This window comes from Butyricimonas sp. Marseille-P2440, from assembly GCF_900091675.1.
Lineage (GTDB): Bacteria > Bacteroidota > Bacteroidia > Bacteroidales > Marinifilaceae > Butyricimonas > Butyricimonas synergistica.
This window is the reverse complement of the sequence record NZ_LT594610.1, coordinates 1,036,992-1,060,099: the sequence shown is the minus strand read 5'-3', so window position 1 is coordinate 1,060,099 and position 23,108 is coordinate 1,036,992. Positions and strand designations below refer to the sequence as shown.

24 protein-coding genes and 1 CRISPR repeat array (1 of these 25 only partly in view) are annotated in these 23,108 nt (G+C 40.4%); of the genes, 15 read left to right on the top strand and 9 right to left on the bottom strand.

Annotation, left to right across the window (positions count from 1 at the left end; translation table 11 throughout):
* Nucleotide 1 precedes the first annotated feature (1 nt).
* The 4 genes from BN8899_RS15435 to BN8899_RS15420 are packed head-to-tail and all read right to left on the bottom strand — an operon-like array spanning nt 2 to nt 6,336.
* Nucleotides 2-2,746 (bottom strand): CRISPR-associated helicase/endonuclease Cas3, encoded by a 2,745-nt coding sequence (locus tag BN8899_RS15435; protein ID WP_065220070.1) that lies wholly within the window; start codon nt 2,744-2,746, stop codon nt 2-4.
* A gap of 2 nt (nt 2,747-2,748) precedes the next feature.
* A complete protein-coding gene (cas5b, locus tag BN8899_RS15430; protein ID WP_065220069.1) occupies nt 2,749-3,534 on the bottom strand; it encodes a type I-B CRISPR-associated protein Cas5b in 786 nt (261 codons plus the stop codon).
* Between the two features lie 2 nt (nt 3,535-3,536).
* Nucleotides 3,537-4,469 (bottom strand): type I CRISPR-associated protein Cas7, encoded by a 933-nt coding sequence (locus BN8899_RS15425; protein ID WP_065220068.1) that lies wholly within the window; start codon nt 4,467-4,469, stop codon nt 3,537-3,539.
* Between the two features lie 28 nt (nt 4,470-4,497).
* Nucleotides 4,498-6,336 carry a hypothetical protein gene (locus BN8899_RS15420; RefSeq protein ID WP_065220067.1) on the bottom strand — a complete coding sequence of 613 codons (1,839 nt, stop codon included), beginning with the start codon at nt 6,334-6,336 and terminating at the stop codon, nt 4,498-4,500.
* A 241-nt stretch (nt 6,337-6,577) separates the two neighbouring features.
* On the opposite strand from BN8899_RS15420, the gene BN8899_RS15415 reads away from it, so the two are divergent.
* The 10 genes from BN8899_RS15415 to BN8899_RS15365 all read left to right on the top strand — a co-directional run bounded on the left by BN8899_RS15415 (nt 6,578) and on the right by BN8899_RS15365 (nt 17,843).
* Nucleotides 6,578-7,201 (top strand): type IV toxin-antitoxin system AbiEi family antitoxin domain-containing protein, encoded by a 624-nt coding sequence (locus BN8899_RS15415; RefSeq protein WP_065220066.1) that lies wholly within the window; start codon nt 6,578-6,580, stop codon nt 7,199-7,201.
* Nucleotides 7,198-8,022, top strand: a complete 825-nt coding sequence (locus BN8899_RS15410; protein ID WP_065220065.1) for a nucleotidyl transferase AbiEii/AbiGii toxin family protein — start codon at nt 7,198-7,200, stop codon at nt 8,020-8,022. Before BN8899_RS15415 ends, BN8899_RS15410 begins: the two co-directional genes overlap by 4 nt.
* Before the next feature lie 267 nt (nt 8,023-8,289).
* Nucleotides 8,290-9,474: a FecR family protein gene (locus BN8899_RS15400; RefSeq protein WP_187376925.1), complete on the top strand. Its 1,185-nt coding sequence runs from the start codon at nt 8,290-8,292 to the stop codon at nt 9,472-9,474.
* 140 nt (nt 9,475-9,614) lie between these two features.
* On the top strand, nt 9,615-13,118 hold the full coding sequence (locus BN8899_RS15395; protein WP_082987089.1) for a SusC/RagA family TonB-linked outer membrane protein: 3,504 nt from the start codon (nt 9,615-9,617) through the stop codon (nt 13,116-13,118).
* Between the two features lie 3 nt (nt 13,119-13,121).
* Nucleotides 13,122-14,681 (top strand): RagB/SusD family nutrient uptake outer membrane protein, encoded by a 1,560-nt coding sequence (locus BN8899_RS15390; protein ID WP_065220061.1) that lies wholly within the window; start codon nt 13,122-13,124, stop codon nt 14,679-14,681.
* A gap of 33 nt (nt 14,682-14,714) precedes the next feature.
* Nucleotides 14,715-15,344, top strand: a complete 630-nt coding sequence (locus BN8899_RS15385) for a fasciclin domain-containing protein (protein WP_082987161.1) — start codon at nt 14,715-14,717, stop codon at nt 15,342-15,344.
* Nucleotides 15,345-15,368: 24 nt separating this feature from the next.
* Nucleotides 15,369-15,917 (top strand): hypothetical protein, encoded by a 549-nt coding sequence (locus BN8899_RS15380; protein WP_065220060.1) that lies wholly within the window; start codon nt 15,369-15,371, stop codon nt 15,915-15,917.
* A gap of 279 nt (nt 15,918-16,196) precedes the next feature.
* A complete protein-coding gene (locus tag BN8899_RS15375; RefSeq protein WP_065220059.1) occupies nt 16,197-16,826 on the top strand; it encodes a DUF6266 family protein in 630 nt (209 codons plus the stop codon).
* Nucleotides 16,823-17,521, top strand: a complete 699-nt coding sequence (locus BN8899_RS15370) for a hypothetical protein (protein WP_065220058.1) — start codon at nt 16,823-16,825, stop codon at nt 17,519-17,521. The genes BN8899_RS15375 and BN8899_RS15370 overlap by 4 nt, the downstream gene beginning before the upstream one ends.
* Before the next feature lie 37 nt (nt 17,522-17,558).
* The gene (locus BN8899_RS15365; RefSeq protein WP_018336676.1) at nt 17,559-17,843 is read left to right on the top strand and encodes a helix-turn-helix domain-containing protein; all 285 of its coding nucleotides are present in this window, start codon (nt 17,559-17,561) and stop codon (nt 17,841-17,843) included.
* 173 nt (nt 17,844-18,016) lie between these two features.
* On the opposite strand, the gene BN8899_RS15360 is transcribed toward BN8899_RS15365, so the two are convergent.
* Genes BN8899_RS15360 through BN8899_RS15345 form a run of 5 tightly spaced genes read right to left on the bottom strand, consistent with a single transcriptional unit; the run spans nt 18,017 to nt 20,164 of the window.
* Nucleotides 18,017-18,310: a hypothetical protein gene (locus BN8899_RS15360; RefSeq protein ID WP_026207293.1), complete on the bottom strand. Its 294-nt coding sequence runs from the start codon at nt 18,308-18,310 to the stop codon at nt 18,017-18,019.
* Nucleotides 18,303-18,467 (bottom strand): nucleotidyl transferase AbiEii/AbiGii toxin family protein, encoded by a 165-nt coding sequence (locus BN8899_RS21210; protein ID WP_231932385.1) that lies wholly within the window; start codon nt 18,465-18,467, stop codon nt 18,303-18,305. Before BN8899_RS21210 ends, BN8899_RS15360 begins: the two co-directional genes overlap by 8 nt.
* On the bottom strand, nt 18,448-18,960 hold the full coding sequence (locus BN8899_RS15355) for a HigA family addiction module antitoxin (protein WP_018336677.1): 513 nt from the start codon (nt 18,958-18,960) through the stop codon (nt 18,448-18,450). Before BN8899_RS15355 ends, BN8899_RS21210 begins: the two co-directional genes overlap by 20 nt.
* A gap of 60 nt (nt 18,961-19,020) precedes the next feature.
* Nucleotides 19,021-19,404, bottom strand: a complete 384-nt coding sequence (locus BN8899_RS15350; RefSeq protein ID WP_018336678.1) for a DUF3037 domain-containing protein — start codon at nt 19,402-19,404, stop codon at nt 19,021-19,023.
* Nucleotides 19,382-20,164 carry a HipA family kinase gene (locus BN8899_RS15345; protein ID WP_065220057.1) on the bottom strand — a complete coding sequence of 261 codons (783 nt, stop codon included), beginning with the start codon at nt 20,162-20,164 and terminating at the stop codon, nt 19,382-19,384. Before BN8899_RS15345 ends, BN8899_RS15350 begins: the two co-directional genes overlap by 23 nt.
* 134 nt (nt 20,165-20,298) lie before the next feature.
* Here BN8899_RS15345 and BN8899_RS15340 point away from each other — a divergent pair, with 134 nt between their 5' ends.
* The 5 genes from BN8899_RS15340 to BN8899_RS20810 are packed head-to-tail and all read left to right on the top strand — an operon-like array spanning nt 20,299 to nt 22,373.
* Complete coding sequence (locus BN8899_RS15340; protein WP_065220056.1) at nt 20,299-20,583, top strand: helix-turn-helix domain-containing protein; 285 nt, start codon at nt 20,299-20,301, stop codon at nt 20,581-20,583.
* Nucleotides 20,580-20,951, top strand: a complete 372-nt coding sequence (locus BN8899_RS15335) for a 3TM-type holin (RefSeq protein WP_065220055.1) — start codon at nt 20,580-20,582, stop codon at nt 20,949-20,951. Before BN8899_RS15340 ends, BN8899_RS15335 begins: the two co-directional genes overlap by 4 nt.
* Before the next feature lie 2 nt (nt 20,952-20,953).
* On the top strand, nt 20,954-21,544 hold the full coding sequence (locus BN8899_RS15330; protein ID WP_065220054.1) for an N-acetylmuramoyl-L-alanine amidase: 591 nt from the start codon (nt 20,954-20,956) through the stop codon (nt 21,542-21,544).
* Between the two features lie 12 nt (nt 21,545-21,556).
* Nucleotides 21,557-22,195, top strand: a complete 639-nt coding sequence (locus tag BN8899_RS15325; RefSeq protein WP_065220053.1) for a DUF6266 family protein — start codon at nt 21,557-21,559, stop codon at nt 22,193-22,195.
* Between the two features lie 13 nt (nt 22,196-22,208).
* A complete protein-coding gene (locus BN8899_RS20810; protein ID WP_155828177.1) occupies nt 22,209-22,373 on the top strand; it encodes a hypothetical protein in 165 nt (54 codons plus the stop codon).
* 379 nt (nt 22,374-22,752) lie between these two features.
* Nucleotides 22,753-23,108: a CRISPR direct-repeat array (repeat unit 29 nt; unit sequence GTAATAGAACAAAGGTGGTTGAATTGAAA) (it continues 1 nt past the right edge of the window).

Here is a 23,108-nt window from a genome sequence, read left to right as displayed (position 1 = left end):
CTTAAATAATTCCTATATCTTCAAATGCATCACTATTTAAACCGAACTCGTATCCATACAACACACCATTCATTCCTTTATTATCCCAATGGGAAAAATAAAAATACCCGTACTTTTCTTCACCAACCCCACATAAAAGCTGCTTGTAATCCTTCGACATATATAAAAGAGAAAAAGAGAACTTGGACATAATACTTTGCAACATTTTGAAATGTACCAATTTCTCCAAATCAAAATTCTCACTCCTTGACAATACCAACTGTTCATAAATTCTCCACACGTCAGCTCCATTAATCATTCCATCAACCACATGTACATCAAAGAGTGTCAAAAATTCTAATTCATTTATAGAAAAGATATTTTCTTCCTTTCCTGCTTCTGTCGAAACAATCTTTACAGGTATTCTCATGGGAACATAAATAGATACATTCTGCTGGTTTATAATCTTAAACCGTTTATCCACCTCTTCATAATCCAGACAGGATATACCATCCCGAAGAAAAGTTGTCTGGAAATTTTCGACAAAACTTGTAGAATTCCATTCATCAATATTGTGCAGAACAAGCGAATACAATTTCCCAAAATCCTTCTCCCTTAATATTGCCTTATAATCATCCATCGAAATTGAATTCCTTGTCACCTCGTATCGCTTATCCCCGGCATACAACACTTTCGCCTCATCCAACCGGAATAAATACACCTCACACCCCTCTTTGCTGGCATTTCGGTCAACCCGTCCAGCCAATTGTTCATCGCTATCAATCAATGAAATGTTCTTGAAACCCAAATCCATATCAATATCCACTCCCGCTTCCACCACTTGAGTAGTTATCAACAATATATTCTTCTCTCGACTCTCCTTGCTCTTCAATATATTGATAATTTCTTTTCTTCTGGATTCCAAAATCGTCCCCGACAACACGAAAACTTCGTCAAACGGATGTTCCATCCGACTCAACAGACGGTAAAAATCAGAAGCTGATTTTTTAAATATAAATTCTATGATAGTATGTACAGACTTCGTTTTTGACTTTATTCGAGCGTATTCAACAGATTTTTCGATCACCTTATCCATGAGGAAAGGAATTTCCACCTCCTGTTCAAAATAATCAAACCTAAAATTAACTCGTTGAGCAAAATTCGGGTTTGTCAAGTAATCTCGTGCATGAGGTAACAAATCCACGAATTCAACTTTCTCAGGCAGAGGCACACTCGACAATAATCCAATCTTGGGTAATGTCGCAGACATAATCACGAAACGGATATTAAAATAATAGGCGTATTGTGATATAAAATATAACATCTTATCCCAAATCTTGGGATTATACGACTGCAACTCGTCAATCACCACGATAGAATTGGACAAACGGTGTAGAAGATAATTACTTTCCTTTTGGTTCGTTTTCAAAATATCGAAAAACTTCACGTGGGATAAAACCGTCACGGGATAAAGTGCAAACAAATGATCTATATAGTCTTTTTTCTTATCACCATACAACCCATCCTCCTTCCCCTCCATCTTATCATGCAAAGCAGCTTTCGAGTGCAATTCTGCTAATTCCATGGCAGTCAATCCCATCGACTTCTTTAAAGAACTATACGTTTGCGTGATTAATGTTGTAAAAGGAAACACGTAAAAGACTTTGTTAATATCTCCATACCTCGCGAGCAATTCCGTCACGGCGATCATAGACATATTCGTTTTGCCACCTCCTGTTGGAGCTTCTATGTAAAATAATCTTCTATCAATATTTGCCCTCATCGTACGAATAATCTCTATCGCCATTTCCTTACGCAAATGGTTCAAGTTCTCTTTAGATTTTTGTTGAGGACAAGTTGGCTCAAAATTTCCCAGTTGAGAATAAACAGTTTTATTATGCTCAAAATCACGAAAATATTTAATAATCTCCTCCACTCTCGCCCTATCATTAAACACCCCCATATCATGCACGGGATCCCCGGTCATATACTCGTGTGTGGCCAGATAATCCGATGCCGTTAATAGAGAAGAATTCAATTTCAGCAAAGCATACAAGGGAAAACCTATCGAACACTCCCGCTCAAACTGCTCCGATATATTAACGATATACTTGAAAATTGATTCCAGTATTTTGGGATTTACATCAATTTGCCAGGACTTCAGATATTCTCGCAACTCATCATACTTCCCCAAAAACTCATTCAGATATTTTTCACTTGTCAATTTTTTCCAATCGGCAGCGTGGTGCCTATAAATCACATAACCAAAGAAAAAAGTCAAGGCTACCATCCAATTTTTCACCCGATCCGGCAAAGACTTACCCTCTTTAGCTATTTCGTTCACAAATAAACTAACAAACAGATAAGTTCCCAGAAACGAATGCCCAAAGGGAGGCTCTAGCGAATTTTTTTTATGCTCGAACCATTTCGTGTTCAACATTCGGTCAACTTGAAAATTCTCGTTTACTTTTCCAAAGTCATGACACAAACAAGAAGCCACGAACAATCTTTTCCCGAAATCAACCAATCGTCCTTTTATTTCCGACTGTTCAACTTTTTTAAACACATCCGACAATAACCTATCTATAACACTATCCAACGAGTGTTGCTCGATCAAGATACAAGCCGTCCGACACACTTTTTCCATGTGTTCCAGCAATCGTTCCGGGGAAAACTTATCATGAATATGTCCAAAGTATTGCTGGTCATTCTCCAGCAATACTATTTTTTTCCATAACTCGTCAGATATATCCCTATAACTTTCCATCGTTAGAACAATTGTACGACTAATTCTTCCTCTCCATTTTTCAACAAATACAAATTCGATATACTAGCCCCCGCCTTCAATATCCAATCCGAATAAGCAAATTCTGCCATTTCATATTGCATTAACTCTATATCAAATCCCACGGGTAACCTTTCAAAATAAGTAAAAGAACTTGCATTCAACATAGCCTCTATATCCCAGGAATAACTCTCCTCTACTTTTTCGTTTTTTATAATTCTCTCTTTTATAAACAAGGAATCAATCTTAAAATTCCGGGTTGCCACGAAACTTTCATAATCATACTCTTGAAAAGTATCCCCAAACCAAACCGGATACTCATTCTTTCCCAGGTAAGGAATATATTCAGCTTGTCCGTTTTTCAAATATTCGTACAACCTCACGTGATCTTCTATTCCCGGGTCTAACAACAGGTAACAACGGTAAGCCGGACGTATCAACATACTCTCTTCTATCAACAAATTTCCATCCTTATTTGCATACCCGACAGTATTAGTATACTTCACGACCGTTTTCTCGAAATTTCCCCTGTTGTGATACCCTTTCAAAGGTGCAATTCCTACCGGCAACGAATTCAATCGCTGATAGTATTCCGGCAACACGCCTTTCGAGTCATACCCCTGCAAACCGATTATCGCACCAAGAATACCCAATAATGCTGGTTTATGTAGCATATTGTACGACAACAATAACCCATCATTATAATCCGGTTTCTTGAAAAAACCGAAATCAGCCCTCAAATCAAAAGATACCAAACATTTCTCACTCATGCTCAATTCAATTCTTTTTCAACAGCACCCTCCGGCATATTTATAACTTTCGTGATACCTTGGTTATAATAAACCTCGATCTTACTAATCTCCTTTTTCACGTTCTCTTTACCCAACAAAGCACAAATACCCTTCAAATCAATTTCCCGAGCCTCATTTACTTCTACTAACTCGACAAAAGAAGGCAAAACGAGTTTCGACCCTTCTTTCAACTCGACCCACAACAACAACTCGTTCTCCGTTCCTATTTTTGCAGCCGAATCATAAAAAGTCACACCATTCCTCAATCCTTCTTTCAATTTTTCAATATCTTCTAGTGTTACTCCTTCATTTCCTACCAAAGTTGCAAGTCCTTCAAGATTCCCCGGATTAACTGATATATGATGCACGTAATGCCCTTCTTTCAATTTAAACTGAGTACCTAAAGTAGTTTGCATCGAATTTTCTTTATCCTCGTTTGAATTCCTAAAAGGAGAAGATATTTGTTCCGAGTAAATAATATTTTCGGCAAAACGATTTACTCCATGCGAAAATTGTACACAACCATGCAATGAAAGATTAGCAATTTTACTTGCAAAAGTCCCACCAAACAACCTTACATCAATACATCCCAAAAGATTTTCCAAAATGATCTTTCGTGCTTTCACTTCTTCTTTCTTACCCACTTTAGGATATTCCCCGAAATTATCAACATACGTCTGGTCTAAATCCCGAGGTTGCATATCTTCATTCAAACTTTTAAAATAAAACACCTTTTCGTAAGGATATTGTTTCTTGAAATAATTCCGAATCGAATATTTCAATACTTTGTCAGTCGCGTACACCGTTCCGTCAGGTAAGGTACGAGGTTGATGCATAAAATCCGCATTATAATTTGAATTAACTGATTTAATAACTGCACAACCAAAAACTCTGTTTTTAAATGAATTATCCATAATATCTTATGAGTTAAATTAGACTTTATTACTCTTCTGTTTTCTCTTCCGATTTCTTTTCTCCAAACAACATATTATTGGCAAAAAAACCTGATAACATCACCGGTATATATTGCCTCATATCTACCGTGGATTCATAATCCATAACTTCAGAAAATACACACTTGAACCCTTTAGAGTAGACTTCATGTTTATGCTTATCAAAAAGTTTTGCCGTAGCTTGTTGTAAAGCTAATACATTATTCTGTTGCATAAAAGGTTCCAAGCGTCGATAACCTCTGTCATTTGTTTCACTCTTTGAAAACAGATAATAAATAACCTGTCCCAATGCAAAAGCAAATTCGTCATCCAGTTCAATAGATACTTTTTCTTCTATTAAGTTTGCTATAAAGGCTTTGTGTCGTTGAATTCTATTTCCCATAGTTTCTATATTATTTTTACGATTAATATCAAATTGATCAGATAGACTAAACCATATATTCATTTTCTCTAGAATATTGAATCCTTCCGTATGCCGTCCATTCTCCATTTCATCCGATCGAATGCCTTCTAACACACTTGTCAAAAGAATATCATCAAACATTCTCTTGGTAACAGCAGCTCTATTCGATTTATAGATATAATTATAAAAAGCTTTACGATACTTCATTAAAAGGATATAAATATTTGGTTTACAATATTTCGAATCTATCTCGTCAAAATATTTATACAAAACATCTCCATTTTTTGTCTGAACGATCAAAGAGTTATTGAATATTGGTTTCAGCACCTTCAATTCCAACTCGAAAACATTATAAATTCTTTGCTCCCGTTTCAAGCCGAAATAATCTTTAATCTCCCAATAATCGTTTTGCTCTCCCCGCAAGCGATAGGAAAACTTAGATACAAAATCAAAGTCTTTTACCTCTCCACCCTGAAAAAATAACAAATAATAATTTCCAATATCCTCTTGGTATTTTTCATTCATTTTCTCAATAACCTCCTTGTATCCAATCTTTTTCCCGGCATCGACATTCTCACTTACAACAGCAAACTCCCTTTCTAATTCTTCCTGATAAACAAATATCGGTAATGGACGAGGTAAAATATTCCGTTTCAATATATCTTGGAATTCATACAAATTACGAGCAACTTTGCCGGAGATTCTCCCCGCGATATCGAATGTCGCAGATTGGTGAACCAAAAATGGTTTCTTACTCGGGAATCCATTCAAGAAGTCACTGGTTCCAAAAATTTGTTCACCATACTTTTTATTATAATCATTAGTATTAAATAATTTATCCGTCAAATACTTTTCATTCATCGATCTATACTTCTCAATATCCTCGTCCAAATATAAAACGATATATTCCTTCTCTCCCAACAATGCAAATTCTTCTGCAAACAACGAAATCAAAGCATTCAACTTTTCTTTGGAATTGATAAAGTTTTGAAAGACTTTTAACCGTTCTTTCTCTTGTTCATCTACAAATAAGTAAGCATTCTCAAAATAAGAATTAATTCGATCATATATCTTTTCCTTGTCACTCGCATACTTCCCACCCCCTTCCAACGACTCTTTCTTAAAACCGATACAATAAGGAGAACAAGAATGAATTCCTTTAGCTGGCAGATCAAAACATTTATTTGTATTCACACACCAGGCATATTGTGCATAATAAGCACAACGCTGCAAAAAAGGATGATCAAATTCTGTCGCTCTCTTCGTGTAACAAACCTTTTCAACAGAACTTGAATCCATGTAGATATCACCATCATCACTTTTTAACAATCGCAACAACGCATGGATTCCTTCCTTAGGCTTAATTCCTTTCTCCTTTAATGATGGAGGAAGAGTATCCATAAAATTACTTATTTCTTGTATCATAACAAACAGATTTACATAGCGAATCAAATATGTAAAATTAATTTTACAAAAACAAACTATTACAAGTATTTTTATCAGATAAATTATCCTTTTTCAACAATGAAATATAATACTTCACCAGCACTTTATCTATATACAAAAATCGAAAACCGTAATTTTCGGAACAGATAATTGAAAAAAATAGTATTATCTGTTCCAATTTTTACTATCTTTGTTTTCAAAATTAGGAAACATCGAACAAATGAATATACTTTCTGAAATAGGAAATATACCTGTTGATTTTGCAATTTTAAAGTCCATGTACCCGGATCTCGTATCAGTACATAACAAAATCAGCGAATTAGAAAAATTCGGTAAAATCATCCGACTTAAGAAAGGATTATATGTCGTTTCTCCCGAAGTAAGCAGTAAACTATTATCATTAGAGTTGATTGCCAATCATATGTATGGACCATCTTATGTTTCCAAAGAATCAGCGTTACGTTATTATGGACTCATTCCAGAAAGCGTTTACACGATTCAATCGATGACAACCAAACATACTCGACACTTTTACAATACTCTTGGTAAATTCGAATATACGCAATGTTCTCAAGAATACTTTGCCATAGGTATCAGACAGGAAGTCAGAACAGACATAGCTTTTCTCATTGCCACACCCGAAAAAGCTTTATGCGACCTGATTATCGACACGCCAAAATTAAATTTACGTTTTCAGAAAGAAATCATTACTTACTTGGAAGAAAATCTTCGCTTTGATATGAACGCATTCTATAAAATGAACACGAACATTTTTGAACAATGCGCCTTACATGGAAAGAAGAAGACAACCATCACAACAATCATTAAAATTTTAAAGCGATGAACGATATGTTTGAACAAATGCTTTCTCAATATAAGATCATTACCGATAAGGATCGCCGAAACGCCATTTACGAAATCATGCAACAAATAACATTAGCCGGACTTTATCGAGGAGGTTTTTTCAACAAAGCAGCTTTTTATGGTGGAACTTGTTTGAGAATATTTCATAAATTAGAACGATTCTCTGAAGATATAGATTTTTCGCTACTAGAACCTGACGCCTCGTTCAAATTAGAGAGTTATTTCCCTTCAATCATAGAAGAATTCAAGACTTTAGGACGAGATGTCATTATCACGAAAAAAGATAAACGAAACTTTGGGAAAGTTGAATCAGCTTTTCTAAAAGATGATACGAATGTGTACGATGTAGCATTTCAAACAGAAAAAAATTTAAAAATAAAAATAGAGGTAGATACCCAACCTCCTTTAAAGTTCCAAACAGAACAAAAATTACTATTACATCCATATTCATTCATGACACGTTGTTTCACTTTACCGGATTTATATGCAGGCAAGATGCACGCATTAGTTTTTAGGAACTGGAAAAACAGAGTAAAAGGGCGCGATTGGTATGATTTTGAATGGTATATAAAAAATAATATAAAACTAGACTTCATACATCTACAAGAGCGAATAAAAGAATTTAATGGCATAGTAATGAATAAAACCGAGTTCATCAGATTATTAAAAGAACGCCTGGCTTCAACCGACATTAAAATGGTAAAACAGGATGTAGAACCATTCATCGAGAAGCCAAAAACACTTGAGATTTGGTCAAATGATTATTTCTTACAATTGTCCGATATGATTAATTTTGAATAAGCATCACCTTACACTATTCCAATATTGAAATAATTTATTACATTTGTGCGACAATTCGAATTTGTTAAGAGGGCGAACGGGAAAACTAACGGGAAATACGCCCTCTTTTTTTATTGCGATAAATGTAATGAAAATAAGGATATTATGCTACAATTTGGTTTCCCGAGGTTGGATTCGATAAAAAATTTTCAAAAAAAGTTCATTTTTACCTCACCCATTTCCGGGGTGAACTTGTGTTTATAATGTTACAGATGAAAAAAGATGAATATGGATGAAAAACACGACAAGATCGAGTTTATCCTTTCCCATTTAAGGGAGCCGGAGAGGTTGATGGACGAGGAGTTCGTGGATTGGCTGCTTGAGGAGAAGAATAAACAATTGTTCGAGGAAGTGATACTGAATCGGGAAGCGTTTTTACGGAAAGAACATGGCTGGCAGATCGTGGCGAGCAAGGAATGGGAGAAGTTTTGGCGAAAACAGCAACATCGGATCAGGAGGAGAGCATGGATGTCCGTGGCGGCTTGCGCGGGCGTGCTGTTGAGCGTGGCGGGAGGATTAATGCTAAGGCAACATTTCGCGAAACAGGAAACGGTACAGGCGGTTGAGGATGTGTACAAGGGAAGACGGGGGGCCATATTGACAACCGCATCGGGAAAAGTTTACGACCTGACTCAAACGCAGATTCACTTACAAACACCCCAAGGAACCCAAGTCGTGAACGACTCTCTGAATATGCTTGCTTATCAAATAAATAATACGGCAAGTCCCAAAAACCAACAAGCACAAAGCCAACCGATCATAAAACCTGCCTACAACACGGTACAAACCCCGGCAGGAGCAGACTACTGCGTGACACTGACGGATGGGACACGGATATGGTTGAATTGCGAGTCGACATTACGCTTTCCCGAGCAATTCGAGGAAGGGAAACCTAGGGAGGTACATCTTGAAGGAGAAGGATTTTTCCAAGTTGAGCATGCCGAAGGATGGGCTTTCGTGGTACACACTAAAGGGATGAAAGTACAGGTGACGGGAACACGCTTTAATGTAAAATCCTACCCTACCGAAGACATCGTGCACACCACGCTGGTAAAAGGTTCCGTCTGGGCTTACGCCGATAACACGAAAGTGCTGTTGAAACCTTCGGAGCAATTCCGCCTGGATAGGACAACCGGAGAAACTTCTGTTCTGAAAGTGGACACGGATTTGTACACGGGATGGATTAACGGGATGTTTGTCTTCCGCAACCAACGCATGGAGGACGTGATGAACGACTTGGTTCGCTGGTACAAAGTAACCGTCTTTTACACCAATCCCGAGGCAAAAGAAATACGGATATCCGCTAATTTGAATAAATATGAGAATATCGACGACCTGTTAGAAATTATCAACGAGAGCGGGAAAGTGCTTGCTGTCCGGAAGGCAAACACGATTACCATTCAGACCAGATAATAGAAAAAGGATCGGGTCCTGCGCCAACAATTCCCGGTCCTAAATATTAATTAGTCATTAATTAACGTAACAAAGTTATGAAAAAAAGATGGAAAAGCATTTTTCCCTCCGGGGGAAATACGCGAAAAATGATTAGATGTATGAAACTGACATTGCTATTACTCACGTGTTTCGTGCTACAAACCTTTGCCGGGGCGAACGCACAAACAGTAACGATCAAGAAACAAAACGCCACGTTGGAAGAGGTCATTTGGGAACTCAAGCAACAGACAAGTTTCTCCTTTATGTACAACGACGTGGATATCGCGTCGATAAAAGGCATCACGCTGAATGAAAACCAAGTCGATGTAGAAGCGATTCTGCGAAAATGTTTGAAAAACACGAATCTTGAATACGTCGTTTTAAACAATGCTATTGTTATCAAACTCAAGGCAAACACGCAAGACGAGAAAAAATCCATCACTTTAAAAGGTTGGGTTTACGATAAGAAAAAAGAACCGATGCCGGGAGTAACTATAAAATTAACCAACACTAGCGTTGGAACAGCAACAAATAATAAAGGTTGGTTTTCCTTACAACTTCCTACAACAAAAGGCTCTTTGGAATTTTCTTTCGTGGGTTTCAAAACGCAAATTGTTAATTTCACCGAAAAAACAGATACCCTTCACATCACCTTAGAGGAAGACATACAAATGCTGGACGAAACGGTTGTTGTTGCCTACGGAAATACCACGAAAAGAAAAATGACAGGTGCCGTGTCAACCATAAAGGCTGATGAAATAAAAGGGATCCCGACATCAAGTATCGCTAACCTATTGCAAGGACGAGTAGCCGGGATGGATATAACCAATATTTCCGGAGCACCAGGAGGAGGTGATATCGCCGTGACAATCCGCGGTTATAATTCATTAGACGTCGAACAAAAACGTCGTTTTTCCAATCCCTTATGGGTGGTAGACGGGATGCCATTAAACTCTTTTACTTCTCCGATCACGGGTGCAAACTTGTTGGCTGACTTGAACCCGGATATGATTGAATCGATACAAGTATTAAAAGATGCTTCCTCGGCGGCAATCTATGGTTCCCGTGCAGCAAATGGGGTAATTATTGTCACGACCAAAAAGGGGTTGAAAGACCAAGATGCCACGTTTTCCGTTAATTTTTCCCAAACATGGAGCATTCTGCCCCGGTATCCCGATTTAACGTCAGGACGGGCTGAACGGGCTTTTCGATTGGCTGCCAATAGAAAATATTATCGGGCGTACCTAGACAAGGAAACCAATCGTTGGAAATACCCTACCTCCTTGAGAGAACAATATGACTATAATTCACAAGGTGCCATGTTGGATAGAAACTGGATCCCAAGTATGGAGTATGCTGGAACAGGAAATGGCTCCATGTTTCAAGATAGTTTGAATCCTTTTTACAACAATTCCACGAATTATTTCAAAATGTATTTTGAAACAGGTAAAATTACGAATGCGAATATTCAAACGTATGGCGGTACAACAAGAACAACTTATGCCATTGGATTAGGCTTATACGATGAAACTGGTATTTACAAAGGCACAGGATTCCGGAGAATTGATTTGAATGCCAATTTAAATGTAAATCCGGTTAAGAAATTGACCGTGGATTTACGCTTTAACGCTTCTGTTACACGGAAAAAGAGAGCGAGTTCAAATGCTTCTGAAAATTTAGCTTACTCGGGAAATGCCGTTCCGGTAGAAACAGTCCCGGGGGAACCTTACAAATTGTCATCCTTGTTGCCTGGGGAAGGTTCTATCGTGTGGGAACAAACCTTGAACGCGTACAAGGGAACAAAAGAAACCAATCGTTCAGTACGTTTAAGGGCGAATATGAAATTGGGTTACGAGATTATAGAAGGTTTAAATATTTCTTCCTCGCTGGCTACAGATTATATCATAGACCGTAGAAATTATTTTCAGCCGGCGAATTTAAGCTATACCGGTTATTCTAAAAGTATCGGGGAAACAGGAATAAATCTCATAGCATTAAATGAAAATTTATTGACATACAAAAAAGCAATTCACGAAGACCATCATGTTGATTTTGTAGCCGGTTTTTCTTACCAGTACGACCAGGAAGAGTATAACGGGGGATACGCTCAAAATTCTCCAAGTGATAAAATATATTACGCCCCGAACGGAATGCCGGATATCGGGTATGAAGATTGGGGCGGAGGCGAATCTCGTCCGATTGCTTTCAAAAATTATCAATCCGATATGCAAGAAAAATGCTTGCTCTCTTATTTTGCCCGTTTAGAGTATGGTTTTCGAGATAAATACTTGTTTTCTTTCAGTATTCGCAGGGACGGTAGTTCCACTTTTGGAAAAAACAACCGTTGGGGAACTTTCCCTTCTATCGCGGCAGGATGGAATTTTTCTGAAGAAAACTGGGTAAAAGAACATTTGCCTTGGTTCTCTTTTGGTAAAATACGTGCAAGTTGGGGACGTTCAGGTATGCACTTCGCGCAAAACTATTTAGCCTTGGGAGTCTTTGTCACGGATATTCCTTACATGGGAAACGGAATGATTCGTCCCCAGTGGTTTGGAGGACTGTATAATGATAAATTGAGTTGGGAAGAAACCGACCAATATGATCTTGGAGCAGACTTGGACTTTTTCGACTATCGTTTGGGATTTACGGTTGATTATTATTACCGGCTTACAGATAAATTACTTGATCGAATCAGTCTGCCCACGGGAGATTACCAACGATATGATTCCCAATGGCAAAATGCCAAAACAATTTCAAATGAAGGCGTGGAACTAATGGTTCGTTACGAGATATTCCGGCGTCCCGAGTTGTATTGGAAAATCTCTGTTAATGCGGCGAAAAATTGGAACCGCTTCAAAAAATCCACGAACGGGAAAGATGATGGAGCCGGACGGATCATAGGTAAAGCCCTAAATGGAATTTATTTGCCTAAAACAGAAGGTTATATAAATTCACAAGATGAGATGCCCGTGTTTTATAATTCTGTCGGTGTGAGTCATTATTTAACAGGTGACGAGGGTAGCAGCTCCTATTTTAAACCCGGGGATTATAAATTCATTGATGTGAACGGTGACGGACAGATCGGTTTTGAAGACCAAGTATATTGTGGCAGCGCTTTACCCGAAATAAGCGGAGGAATTGTAAATGAAGTACGTTGGAAAAATTTTGATTTGAACATGTTGATTTCCTATCAACTAGGACGACATATGATAAATTATGTATCCAAAAGATGTTTAGGTATGCCAGGAGAATATCCCGCTATTGTAATGAATTTAAATAAAGTAACTTTTTGGGAGAAACCCGGGGATAAATCCGATTACCCAATGTGGCAAGGCAATGCTGAGGCTAACTGGGGTAGTGTTCAGGATGATGTAGAAAAAGTAAACTGGTTAAAGCTAAAGACTGTAACTTTAGGTTATTCACTTCCTAAAAATTGGATTGAACGTTGCGGGCTTTCAGAATTGCGTTTTTTCGCAAGCGGAGAAAACCTACTCACGTGGACGAACTATTCCGGTATAGAACCGGAAACCGTGGATATCCGGTCCGGAATAGATGGGAACCAGGGGGCATTGCCTTATCCATTGGCTCGCAAGTTTACTTTAGGTTTAACGATAAAATTCTAAACCATGAAACACATATATTATTTATTTTTCTTTGCTTTTTTGTTGAATTGTGTCGCTTGCGTGGATGCCTTGGACATGACTCCTGAAAACTCGGTTACATTCATGAATGTTTTTGAAACAGAACGGGAATTGGAGATTGGCGTGATGGGTGCGGAAGCTTCTGTTCGTAACGAAATGGCAGGTCAGGATTTGGCACCGAATGGTGAATACTCGGATTATTTTGAAGAAGGTGCTTTTGCATTATTACAAGAACATCAGCCGTTTGCCTATATTATAGATTGGGGCTGGTTTTATCGTACAATCTCGTATGCCAATGCGCCATTACCTTATATTGATAAAATTGATATGCCCCAGGAAAGACGTGATTTCTACAAGGGGCAAATCTATTTCTTTAAAGCATTTGCTTACTTGCATATTGTTCGTCTTTGCGGGGACTGTGTATTGATACGTGACGAGGTGGAAACCACACCTCAAGGACAAACTTCTTGGATAAAGGTAATAGATTACGCTATCGGTCTAGCCAAAGAGGCGGTACGACTTCTTCCCGAATGGGACAAATTGACGGATGCTAACGGTAATGCGGTAACACATCGAGCTCGTCCATGCAAAGGGGCTGCAAATGCCTTGTTAGCTCATCTATGTGCCTGGAAAGCCGGTTGCAAATACATGGCAAAACCGGAAGACCGGAATTATGATGAACAAGAACTATGGAAAATAGCGGAACAGGCTTGTACGGATATTATCAAGCGGGAAGATATTTATAAACTGGCGGATACCCCGGAAGATATGTGCGAATCAACACTCGTGGGTGGTTCAATGGAGAGTATCTTCGAGAGTATTTTCCGAAATTATTGGGATGAATTGGCTCAGACGAAATGGGATCAAAGTATGGCTTATACCAGTATGGCGAGATTTTATCAAGGATATCCCGTGGTTACTGGTTCAACGATGGGTGAGATTCAATACATGAGAAATCGAATCACGAATGAAACTGTAGAAAGAATGTTCCCCGAAGACGATTTAAGGCGAGATGCCTGGTTTTACCGGTATGAATATATGCGAGATTCCGTGGATTCAGAGATAACAGGCGGATATGCTTATCCTTACAAATATCGTAAAGCCTATGTGTCCACAGACGGGGGTGCGGGTGGCGGATATTTTATCAATTTTGATGCGAATAAAATCTGGTGGCGGTTAGCCGATATTATTCTGTTGAGGGCAGAGTGTCGGGCGAGATTGGGCGGCAGTTACCTGCAAGGTGCGATAGACGACCTGAACACGATCCGAATTCGCGCGAAAGCAAAATTGTATGATGCGTCCGAGTATGGGGGTAACCTGCGTTATGCGATATTCAAAGAACGGGAAAAAGAATTCCTAATAGAGGGAGGACGTTGGTTTGACGTGTTACGTAATGAATATTACAAAACGGAATTGTATGGTGGCTTTCGTTCTGTAAGTGTCCAAGATATTGTTGACGGTGTATTCTTTGGTGCAATAACCAGTTCTTATTTTTGGGATAACCCCTTGTTACGACAAAATGTATACTGGCAACGAAGAATGTAAATGGAACAACGTAAATGTATTAAATTGAAGTTTATGAAAAAAATATATAATATACTTGTTTGTATTAGTGCCGCGATATGCTTGTCTTCTTGTACTGCACAAGATTGGTATGACAGCGGTGTTTCCAGCCCTTATCACGATTGTTCGATCATGGAGTATTTACGAAAAGACACGTATAACTGGGAATTAACCGTGAAATTGATAGAACGGGCAGGCTTGACCGATATGTTCGAGGGAAAAGACCCGAATTACAAAGAGATTACTTTCTTTGCTCCCCCGAGTTATTCCATATTACGACATTTGTGGGATAACGACATGGAATCAGTGGATGAAATGAGTGTCGAGGATTGTAAAGCAATCGTGCTTCGCCACGTGCTGGACAAGAAATACTTGAAAGCCGACTTTGCATACCGCAACGTGGACTATATGATTGATGACGAATTGCAAGACGGGGGAACGGATGTTGAAACCTTAGGCGGCAGCCATTTACGAATTTATCGGGATAAATCGGCTTATGGCGGTGTCCCGGATTTAGGTCCCGAAACCATGTACATCTATTCTTTCACAAAAGCAAGTATGGTTCCTCTTGCAACCCCGGACATTCAACCTCTTAACGGTGTGGTTCATGCATTGAATTACAATTACGGTTTAGGAAGAATATAATGGAAAAGTTTAAAAATTGAAACTATGAAAAATATAATTATATTGATAGCTATAATCATGATTACTTGGCTTGGAGCCGGGTGTCAAGATGTAACTGTTGGCTATTTATTGACCGAAGATGCCAGTTATGAAACCGATTCTATGATTGTAAAAAAGGAGTTGGATATTACGCCCCCGAGTTGGGGTGTTTGGGCGAATCCGGAATATTATGATTTGATCGATATGGGTATTCCGCCTGAGGAAATTCTCGAATGGGGTATTGAACCTACTTATGAAGGTATGGGAGGAGAAGGAGAGGATTATTATCGATTAAAGTGGAAACAACCGTGGGTAAGTGTACCTATCGAGGGAATTCAAGGAACTCAGCAGATTTATGCCACAGTGAAAGAAATCAAAACGGTGGATGGAGATGCCGATAAATTAGCGGCTTGCCTAACGGTTAGAGGTAATGGAATATTTGAGGTTCCCATTGAACATGATATTCCTGTCGGACGCTACCTGATCTCGTTAAACTTTTCGAACGAGGGGTACTCAAAAGACGTAAACGATTGTTTCACCATCATCGTGAAATAAATCATTGTAGTGTGTATGTGGCTCAGATAGGCACTTGTAGGAGTGCCTATCCCCTACACCGATTCTGCAAAAATAAACCTTGTTTTCCCGGCGTTTGACAAGGAATGTTAAGCCTATAAATTCAATATAAACTCAATATAGAATCGCTTAACATTCAAACGAGAACAAGTTTATAAGATTTGTTTATTGAATGGATTTCATCTTTATAGACTGAATAAGGTTGGTGCAAACTTTCCCGTTCAGTCAAAAAGAGTATTGTTTAATTTAATCTCTAAAATTATGGCAGACATCGATTCTGATTTCGTGAGAGCCTTATCCGGCAAGGTCGGAGGGGTTTCCATCGTGGAACGGTACGGCAAAAAATTCGCCCGGCTACTTCCCGCCATTTACCATGATGCACAAAGCGAGGAACAGTTGCATCAACGGGGAAAATTGCAAGCCGTCATCGCCCTCTACCAACGAGTGAAGGACTCACCCCTCCCTCTGGTCTGGCGAACCGCCGCGATCGGTTTACCTCGTTCGGGTTACAACCTGTTCGTGAAACGAAACATTCACGCATTCCGGGGAGATGGTTTCGTGAGTGACTATTCGCAATTGCATTTTAGCGAGGGAACATTACAACAAGCGGAGAATCTGAAACTGAAAAGCACACCCGACAACAATTTCACCTTGTGTTGGACGTGCAACCCGGAAACCGCCTCTTCCTCACACACCGACCGATTAATCCTTATCCTGGTAGAAGAAGACGCCACATTTTTCCCCCATGTTATTGAAACACCCGCTTGCAGGGCTGACGACTCCTTCACCTTCCGGCTTCCCGACGGGGTATCGCTTCCCTCCCACCTGTATTGCTTTTTCAGCAACAAGGACTTTCACCAATTTTCAAACGACAAATATTTTCAACTATGATGAACACCCAAATCATTAAAAGGTATGTCACAGAACTAAGCAAAGCCCGGGTGAAGCTCTCCGACGATCCGCTTCATCCCGTTACGTTCAATCGTGCTGACAGTTTCCCGGATTACCAGCTATATCTTCTTGGGCTGGAAATAGAACTGTTGCCCCTTGCCGTGGAGATCGTCCTCAACCGAAAACACACCGTCCACTGGCGCAAGCTGGTGTACAACTATTCCTTGCTCCTGGAAAATTTATTCCGGGGAAAAGGAGCTTGCGGCATTCACCGTCACTTGTCGATAACAAAAGGAAACGAAGTCGTATCCTTGCAGGATTTGTCAAACGACCACCGGGAATACATCAACCGGTTTCTCACCTTGCAACGAGAGTCTTTTGAACGAACTAAGGCAAGCCTGCTCGGAACTACTTCTTTCTGTCCTTCCGATTTCACGCTTGAAGGCACCGAGATCGACTTGAACGAGTTAATCAATTTCCTCTGGCATTCTGGTGCGGTGAAAGGCATCACCCCCGGAGTCACGAAGAAAGCATTCGCCATATACTTCTCGGCTATGATGAACCGGAAGTGCGCCAATAATTTCGAGGACAGGATACACCAATCCCTCGGGCGTTACAACCCGCTTAAATACGTGGATAAACTGCGGGAACAGTACCTCGATTACGCGGAGGAACGAGAACAAAGAAAGAAATAACGACACCCCTTTTCACTAACCACAAAACTACAACATTATGGAAAAACAGATTAACATCGAGTACCAACTCCATGTATTACTGGAGTGTAACCACACGTTATTGAACCAAGTGGAAGTACTGCTCAACCGGGTGGAACAACAAACGATAGCCCCGGCTGCCGAATGGTTGGACGGCAACGATGTCTGCCGCATCCTGAAAATATGCCCCCGAACGTTACAAGTTTATTGTAACAAAAATATCCTCCCCTTCCGGCGTTTAGGAGGCAAAATATTTTTCAGCAGAACGGACATTGAAGCAACATTAGAGGCGAAGAAATTTTAACGAGGATACGTGCTAAAACTGGTCCATAAGGTCTATAAGGTCCGTAGGGGTGAGCATGATAAAAAAAAGGGCATTGTCAATTAAATCATTGTATTATAATATTTAGTGACTTTACGGACTTTTCGACCTTATGGACCCATGGGTGTGTTTTGACACACACTCACACGAAAACCTTATTTTTCCACATATCCATCAGCAATCTCAATAAGGTCAAGTTTTATATCATCCCAATTTTTACCAAGCAAACATATAGGATCAGGAAATTCATCCGCAACACTAAAATCAGTGAACAATCGCAACAACTCTTTTGGCTCATGTTCCCACGGATACCTTTTCTCATGAAAAGCAAACATTTCTGATAATGCCAATCTATCAAGCAAAAAATGTAAATCCCAAAAATCCTTTTTCCGCCCACCACGGGACACAACATTCATTTTCATCGCAACAATATCACTTACACTAGCCATGCGTATATTGTATATCTTCTGAAATACGATGACCAAATCGCAAACTGAGATTAGTTCCACCGACTAAACGGAACGGGTTAAACAATTCTTCCGCCATCAACATATCAAGAATTTCCTTCAAATATGGTTTTACCGTTTCATAATGTAATGCTGTCATTAGAATGTTTCGTTTTAGTAATCCTATAATAATTACTCGATTTATAACTTTCAAGTTCCGTAACGTCTATATTATAGAAACGTGCTATTTCTTTCTTCTCTGCTTCATTTCCTCGTTCTAAAACCCTTTGTATTACAGTTTTTTTGTATCTACCCCAGTCTATCGAATCAAAATCGATGTCCCAAAACAAAGATTTCCGGATATTGGGAATTCCAGATACGGATTGACTTAATTCCTTATTCTTAAATTCTATCACCAAATAATACGCCTGAAGGGCATACAAGAATCCTTCTTCGTATCCCAATGCTTGTTCTATCTTAAGAGATAATTCAATTGTCAGTTGCCGCCGTCCGTTAATTATGGCATTAAGAGTCTGACTATGAACACCAATAGAAGCAGCAAAAGAACGCTGGCTAAGATTTTTCTTTTTTAAATCTCGGCTAATGATCTTTCCCGGATGAATTCCTTTTAATATGTCAATTTTATGTGCCATAATTCTTTTTACAAAGATACGAAAATGCAAACAAATTTGTTTGCATTTTTATAACAAAAATCACAACACTAATTCCCGAAACAGTTTCTCGAACGTCATGTCAAGGTCGGCAGAGAAACCGGGATGAGGACGTGAGGTCTGGATAGAAGTACTTCGGACGGCGGTAAGCCAGCGAAAACGCTCGGGAATTTCAAATTCGGCAATAGGACCGCCCTCTTTCACGCCGGAACAGATACGATCGAAAATACGCAGATTATTTTCTATCACCTCAACCTCCACCTCAGGGAAAAGCGTTTTCAACTTATCCCCGTGCAGGACGTATTTCGCCTTGAGGTATTTTTTCCGTTTGGAAAACAAAATAATACCCACGTTCACAAATTCTTCCCGTTCCACCCGGGGCACTACCCGGATAACCGCATATTCATACAAGTATTTCTCTGGCATGTTGAGCTTCTTTTATAAATATTTCCGAATGTGCTACCCGTTCCGTCAGGAAACGCACGTAAGTATCCCTGATCTCCGACGACAATACGCCGAAATCTTCCCAATTCAACCATTCGTCGGGAATCAAATGAACGATTTCACGTATTTTTTCCGGCGAGAGCAAGGCTTTCAACCCGGCATCCACTTCCGCCAAGCGGCTCGCCCGGGGCAGCAGGACATGATCTTTTACCTGCTCGAAAGGACTCAAGGCGTGTTTTTCCCAATTTACCCAAGAGTAATGAAAATAAAGCGATGAACCGTGGTCTATCAACCAAAGTTCCTTGTGCCACATCAGCAAATTGGTATTCCGTATGGTACGGTCAATATTCGTGAGCAAGGCATCCAACCAAACGATTTTCGACGCCAATTCGGGATCAATTATATTCACCGTGGGATCGAATCCCAACGCCCCGGACAAGAAATGCAGCCCCAGGTTCAGCCCCCGGCTCGCTTTCAGCAAATCCTGAATCTCCTCGTCACCTTCCGCCTGCCCGAACGCCTCGTCCAGTTGGAGGAACACGATCTCGGGCACCCTCAATCCCAACGCACGAGCCACCTCACCCCCGACCAGTTCCGCGATCAAGGTTTTCGCCCCGTGTCCCGAACCCCGGAATTTCACCACGTATTTGAATTCATCGTCCGCTTCCGCCAGTGCCGGCAATGAGCCGCCTTCACGCAAGGGCATGATGTACCTCGTAACATTTGCAGTCCGTAACTCCATATCGTTCCTTTATTTAAGCAAAAACAAAGATATAAATAAACGACAACTTTACCGGAGATTTCACACGAAATACTCTATTAACTTTTTTTGTTTAAGCAGTAATATTGTATGTACAAATTAAAAAACAAGAAGATATGGAAGAAAAAAGTATGACAGAGGAGAACATGAGGCTGTTGTTGAAAAACAACCGAACGTTGATCGACAAGGTCAACCTGTTGCTGGAAAAACTGGAACATTACACTTCCACCCCTTCCACCGAATGGCTGGATTCCGGGGAGGTATGCCGTTTCTTGAAAATCAGTTCCCGTACCTTGAGCAATTATTGCGACAAATTGCTGCTCACGGGATACAGGCTAGGAGGCAAACTCCTGTTCCGCCGGTCGGAAATCGAGGAAAAACTAAAATCACAGAACCTATGAAGCCAGTAGTCGATTTCGTCCATTCCATCGGGGAGGTGGTTGATAAACTAACCTTGCCCTCCCGACAGAAAAAGCAACTCGAATCGGAGTTAAGCCAAATGATCTACACGCTCGAGGAACGCATCGCTTCCGAGCAAGCCGTAGTCCTGCGAGAAGAAGCCCGGGGCAACTGGTTGCAACGTTCGTGGCGTCCCCTGGTCATGCTGACATTTGCCTTTATCATCCTGATCGGGATATTTACCGACCTCCCGTTATTGGCTGACACTTCCCGTTTTTGGGATTTGTTGGAAATCGGGTTAGGCGGATACTTGATCGGTCGTAGCGGCGAGAAGATCGCCGGACATATATTTCACCCTAAAAAGAATTAATCATGACTCTCTTTGAACATACATTGCAAGGAAAGGAAATCACCCGCCTGGCTTGCAGCAAAAACACGCAACCCCTCATCCATCCGGACACGATCGTCATTCACGCCACCGGGGGCAGCAGCGCAGAATCGTCCGCCCGCTACCTGGCAAACAAAGCCACTCCCGTGTCGGCACACCTCGTGATCGGCAGGCGCGGAGAGATATACCAACTCGTACCGTTTAACGTGATCGCCTGGCACGCCGGGAAAAGCACGCATAAAGGTCGCACCAACCTGAACCGTTATTCTATCGGGATTGAATTGGATAATGCCGGAAAACTTCACCGGAGAGGATTCCAATTCTTCACGGAATTCGGGAAAGAGATCATGCCCTCGGAGGTCTACACGGACTACCGGGAATCCAAGCTCTCGTTCTGGCATACTTACACGGAGCCACAACTGAACACTCTCGTCAAAATATGCCGCCTGCTGGTTGCCCGTTATCCCGTACAATATTTCCTGCGCCATTCAGATATAACTTCTCGCAAAATAGATCCGGGGCTGGCTTTTCCTTTCGAGGCTGTTCGGAAACAAATTTTCATGTCTAACCTTTAATATTTTAAACCTATGGCTATTTTTGACCCTTTCATTTTCAAAAACCTGCGTAAATCACTAGGGAACATCACCCTGTGCAAGTACAACGACGTCAACGTGATGAAAACCAAAATCACACAACGCCACGACCCCGGAACTCCCGCCGTGCTCGCCCAGCGTGCCCGCATGAGGGAAGCCGGAAAACTCTCCCAAATCTTCGCCCCTGCCCTGCAAAAAGGTTTCGTGAAGCATCGGTTGAAAAACCGCTTCAATGCCTTTACGAGCGAGAACATGGCAGCCCTGGAAGTGGACGAAGCGTACCAGGTAACCATTCATCACGAGCAATTGAAGTGTTCTGCCGGGATTTTGGTTACCCCCAAGGTGCAAGCCACGTTGAATACCGAAAGTGGAAAGATCATTTTCGAACAACAGGAACAGACACAAGGTGCTTTCTGTCTTCCCACGGACACCGTTTTTGCCGTGGTCTACGAACCATTATGCAGAACCGTGGAAATAGTTTCTTTGCGTGACCGTGGAGAAAGCGGCTCGACCTCTTTTACCTTACCGGGAGATTGGGACGCAGAAAAAGTCCATATCTACTGCTTTGCCACCAACAAGAATGGCAGCATCGCCTCGAACACGCTGTATTTACCGTTAAATCCATCACTTTAAACAACATTGAAAAATGAATACCATGTATTTCTTTATCGGCACGTTATCCACGATGAGCCTCAACTCACTTCTTAGCCAGCTTTCCGACACGCTTTTCACAAATTTGATTAGTTTGTTGGGAGGAGTATTAAGCGCCATGGCAGTGGCTTGGTTAAGAAGAAGGTGGGAAAGGGAGTGAGTTTATCCTCGGGAAGGGCTTTTAGGTTAGCCCTTTCTTTTATTTGTTTCTAAAATAAACTATATTTGCTGTATCGTGGAAAGGAAGATTGAGGTAACAAGCAGAATGTAGTCTGTTGTTAGAGGAGGTGTTCTTTGAAATGTTGGAAAATGAATATATGGAGTCGACCTTATTTTTCGGAAGGGGATTTGTTGGATATTTTTATTGTTTCGGGTAAGTTTTGAGATGCTTACAATTTGATATTTAGATACATTCAATAAGTCGTCGAAGTACCGGGAAAATCGTATTATTGGGGGTCGACGCAAATCATGGTAGGATTTTGAAAAAATTTAGATGGTAATATAGTGATTTATAGGCTACTATATTTTTCATTTTAACGGTAATAGAACAAAGGTGGTTGAATTGAAATACCATGATCACGGCTATTTTAAACCGTGAATACCTGTAATAGAACAAAGGTGGTTGAATTGAAATTGTAGCGTGAAGGCATACGTTGTTTCGTACACCTTTGTAATAGAACAAAGGTGGTTGAATTGAAATAAAGCGATGAATGAGCCGTGTGCTCCTGTGATGACCTGTAATAGAACAAAGGTGGTTGAATTGAAACTTCATTGCCCAGTTCGTAGTCTATACCTGTCGTTATGTAATAGAACAAAGGTGGTTGAATTGAAACCCGAAAACGCCGTTAATGAAGTGCCCCCGAGTCGGTTATAGAACAAAAGTAGTTGAATTGAA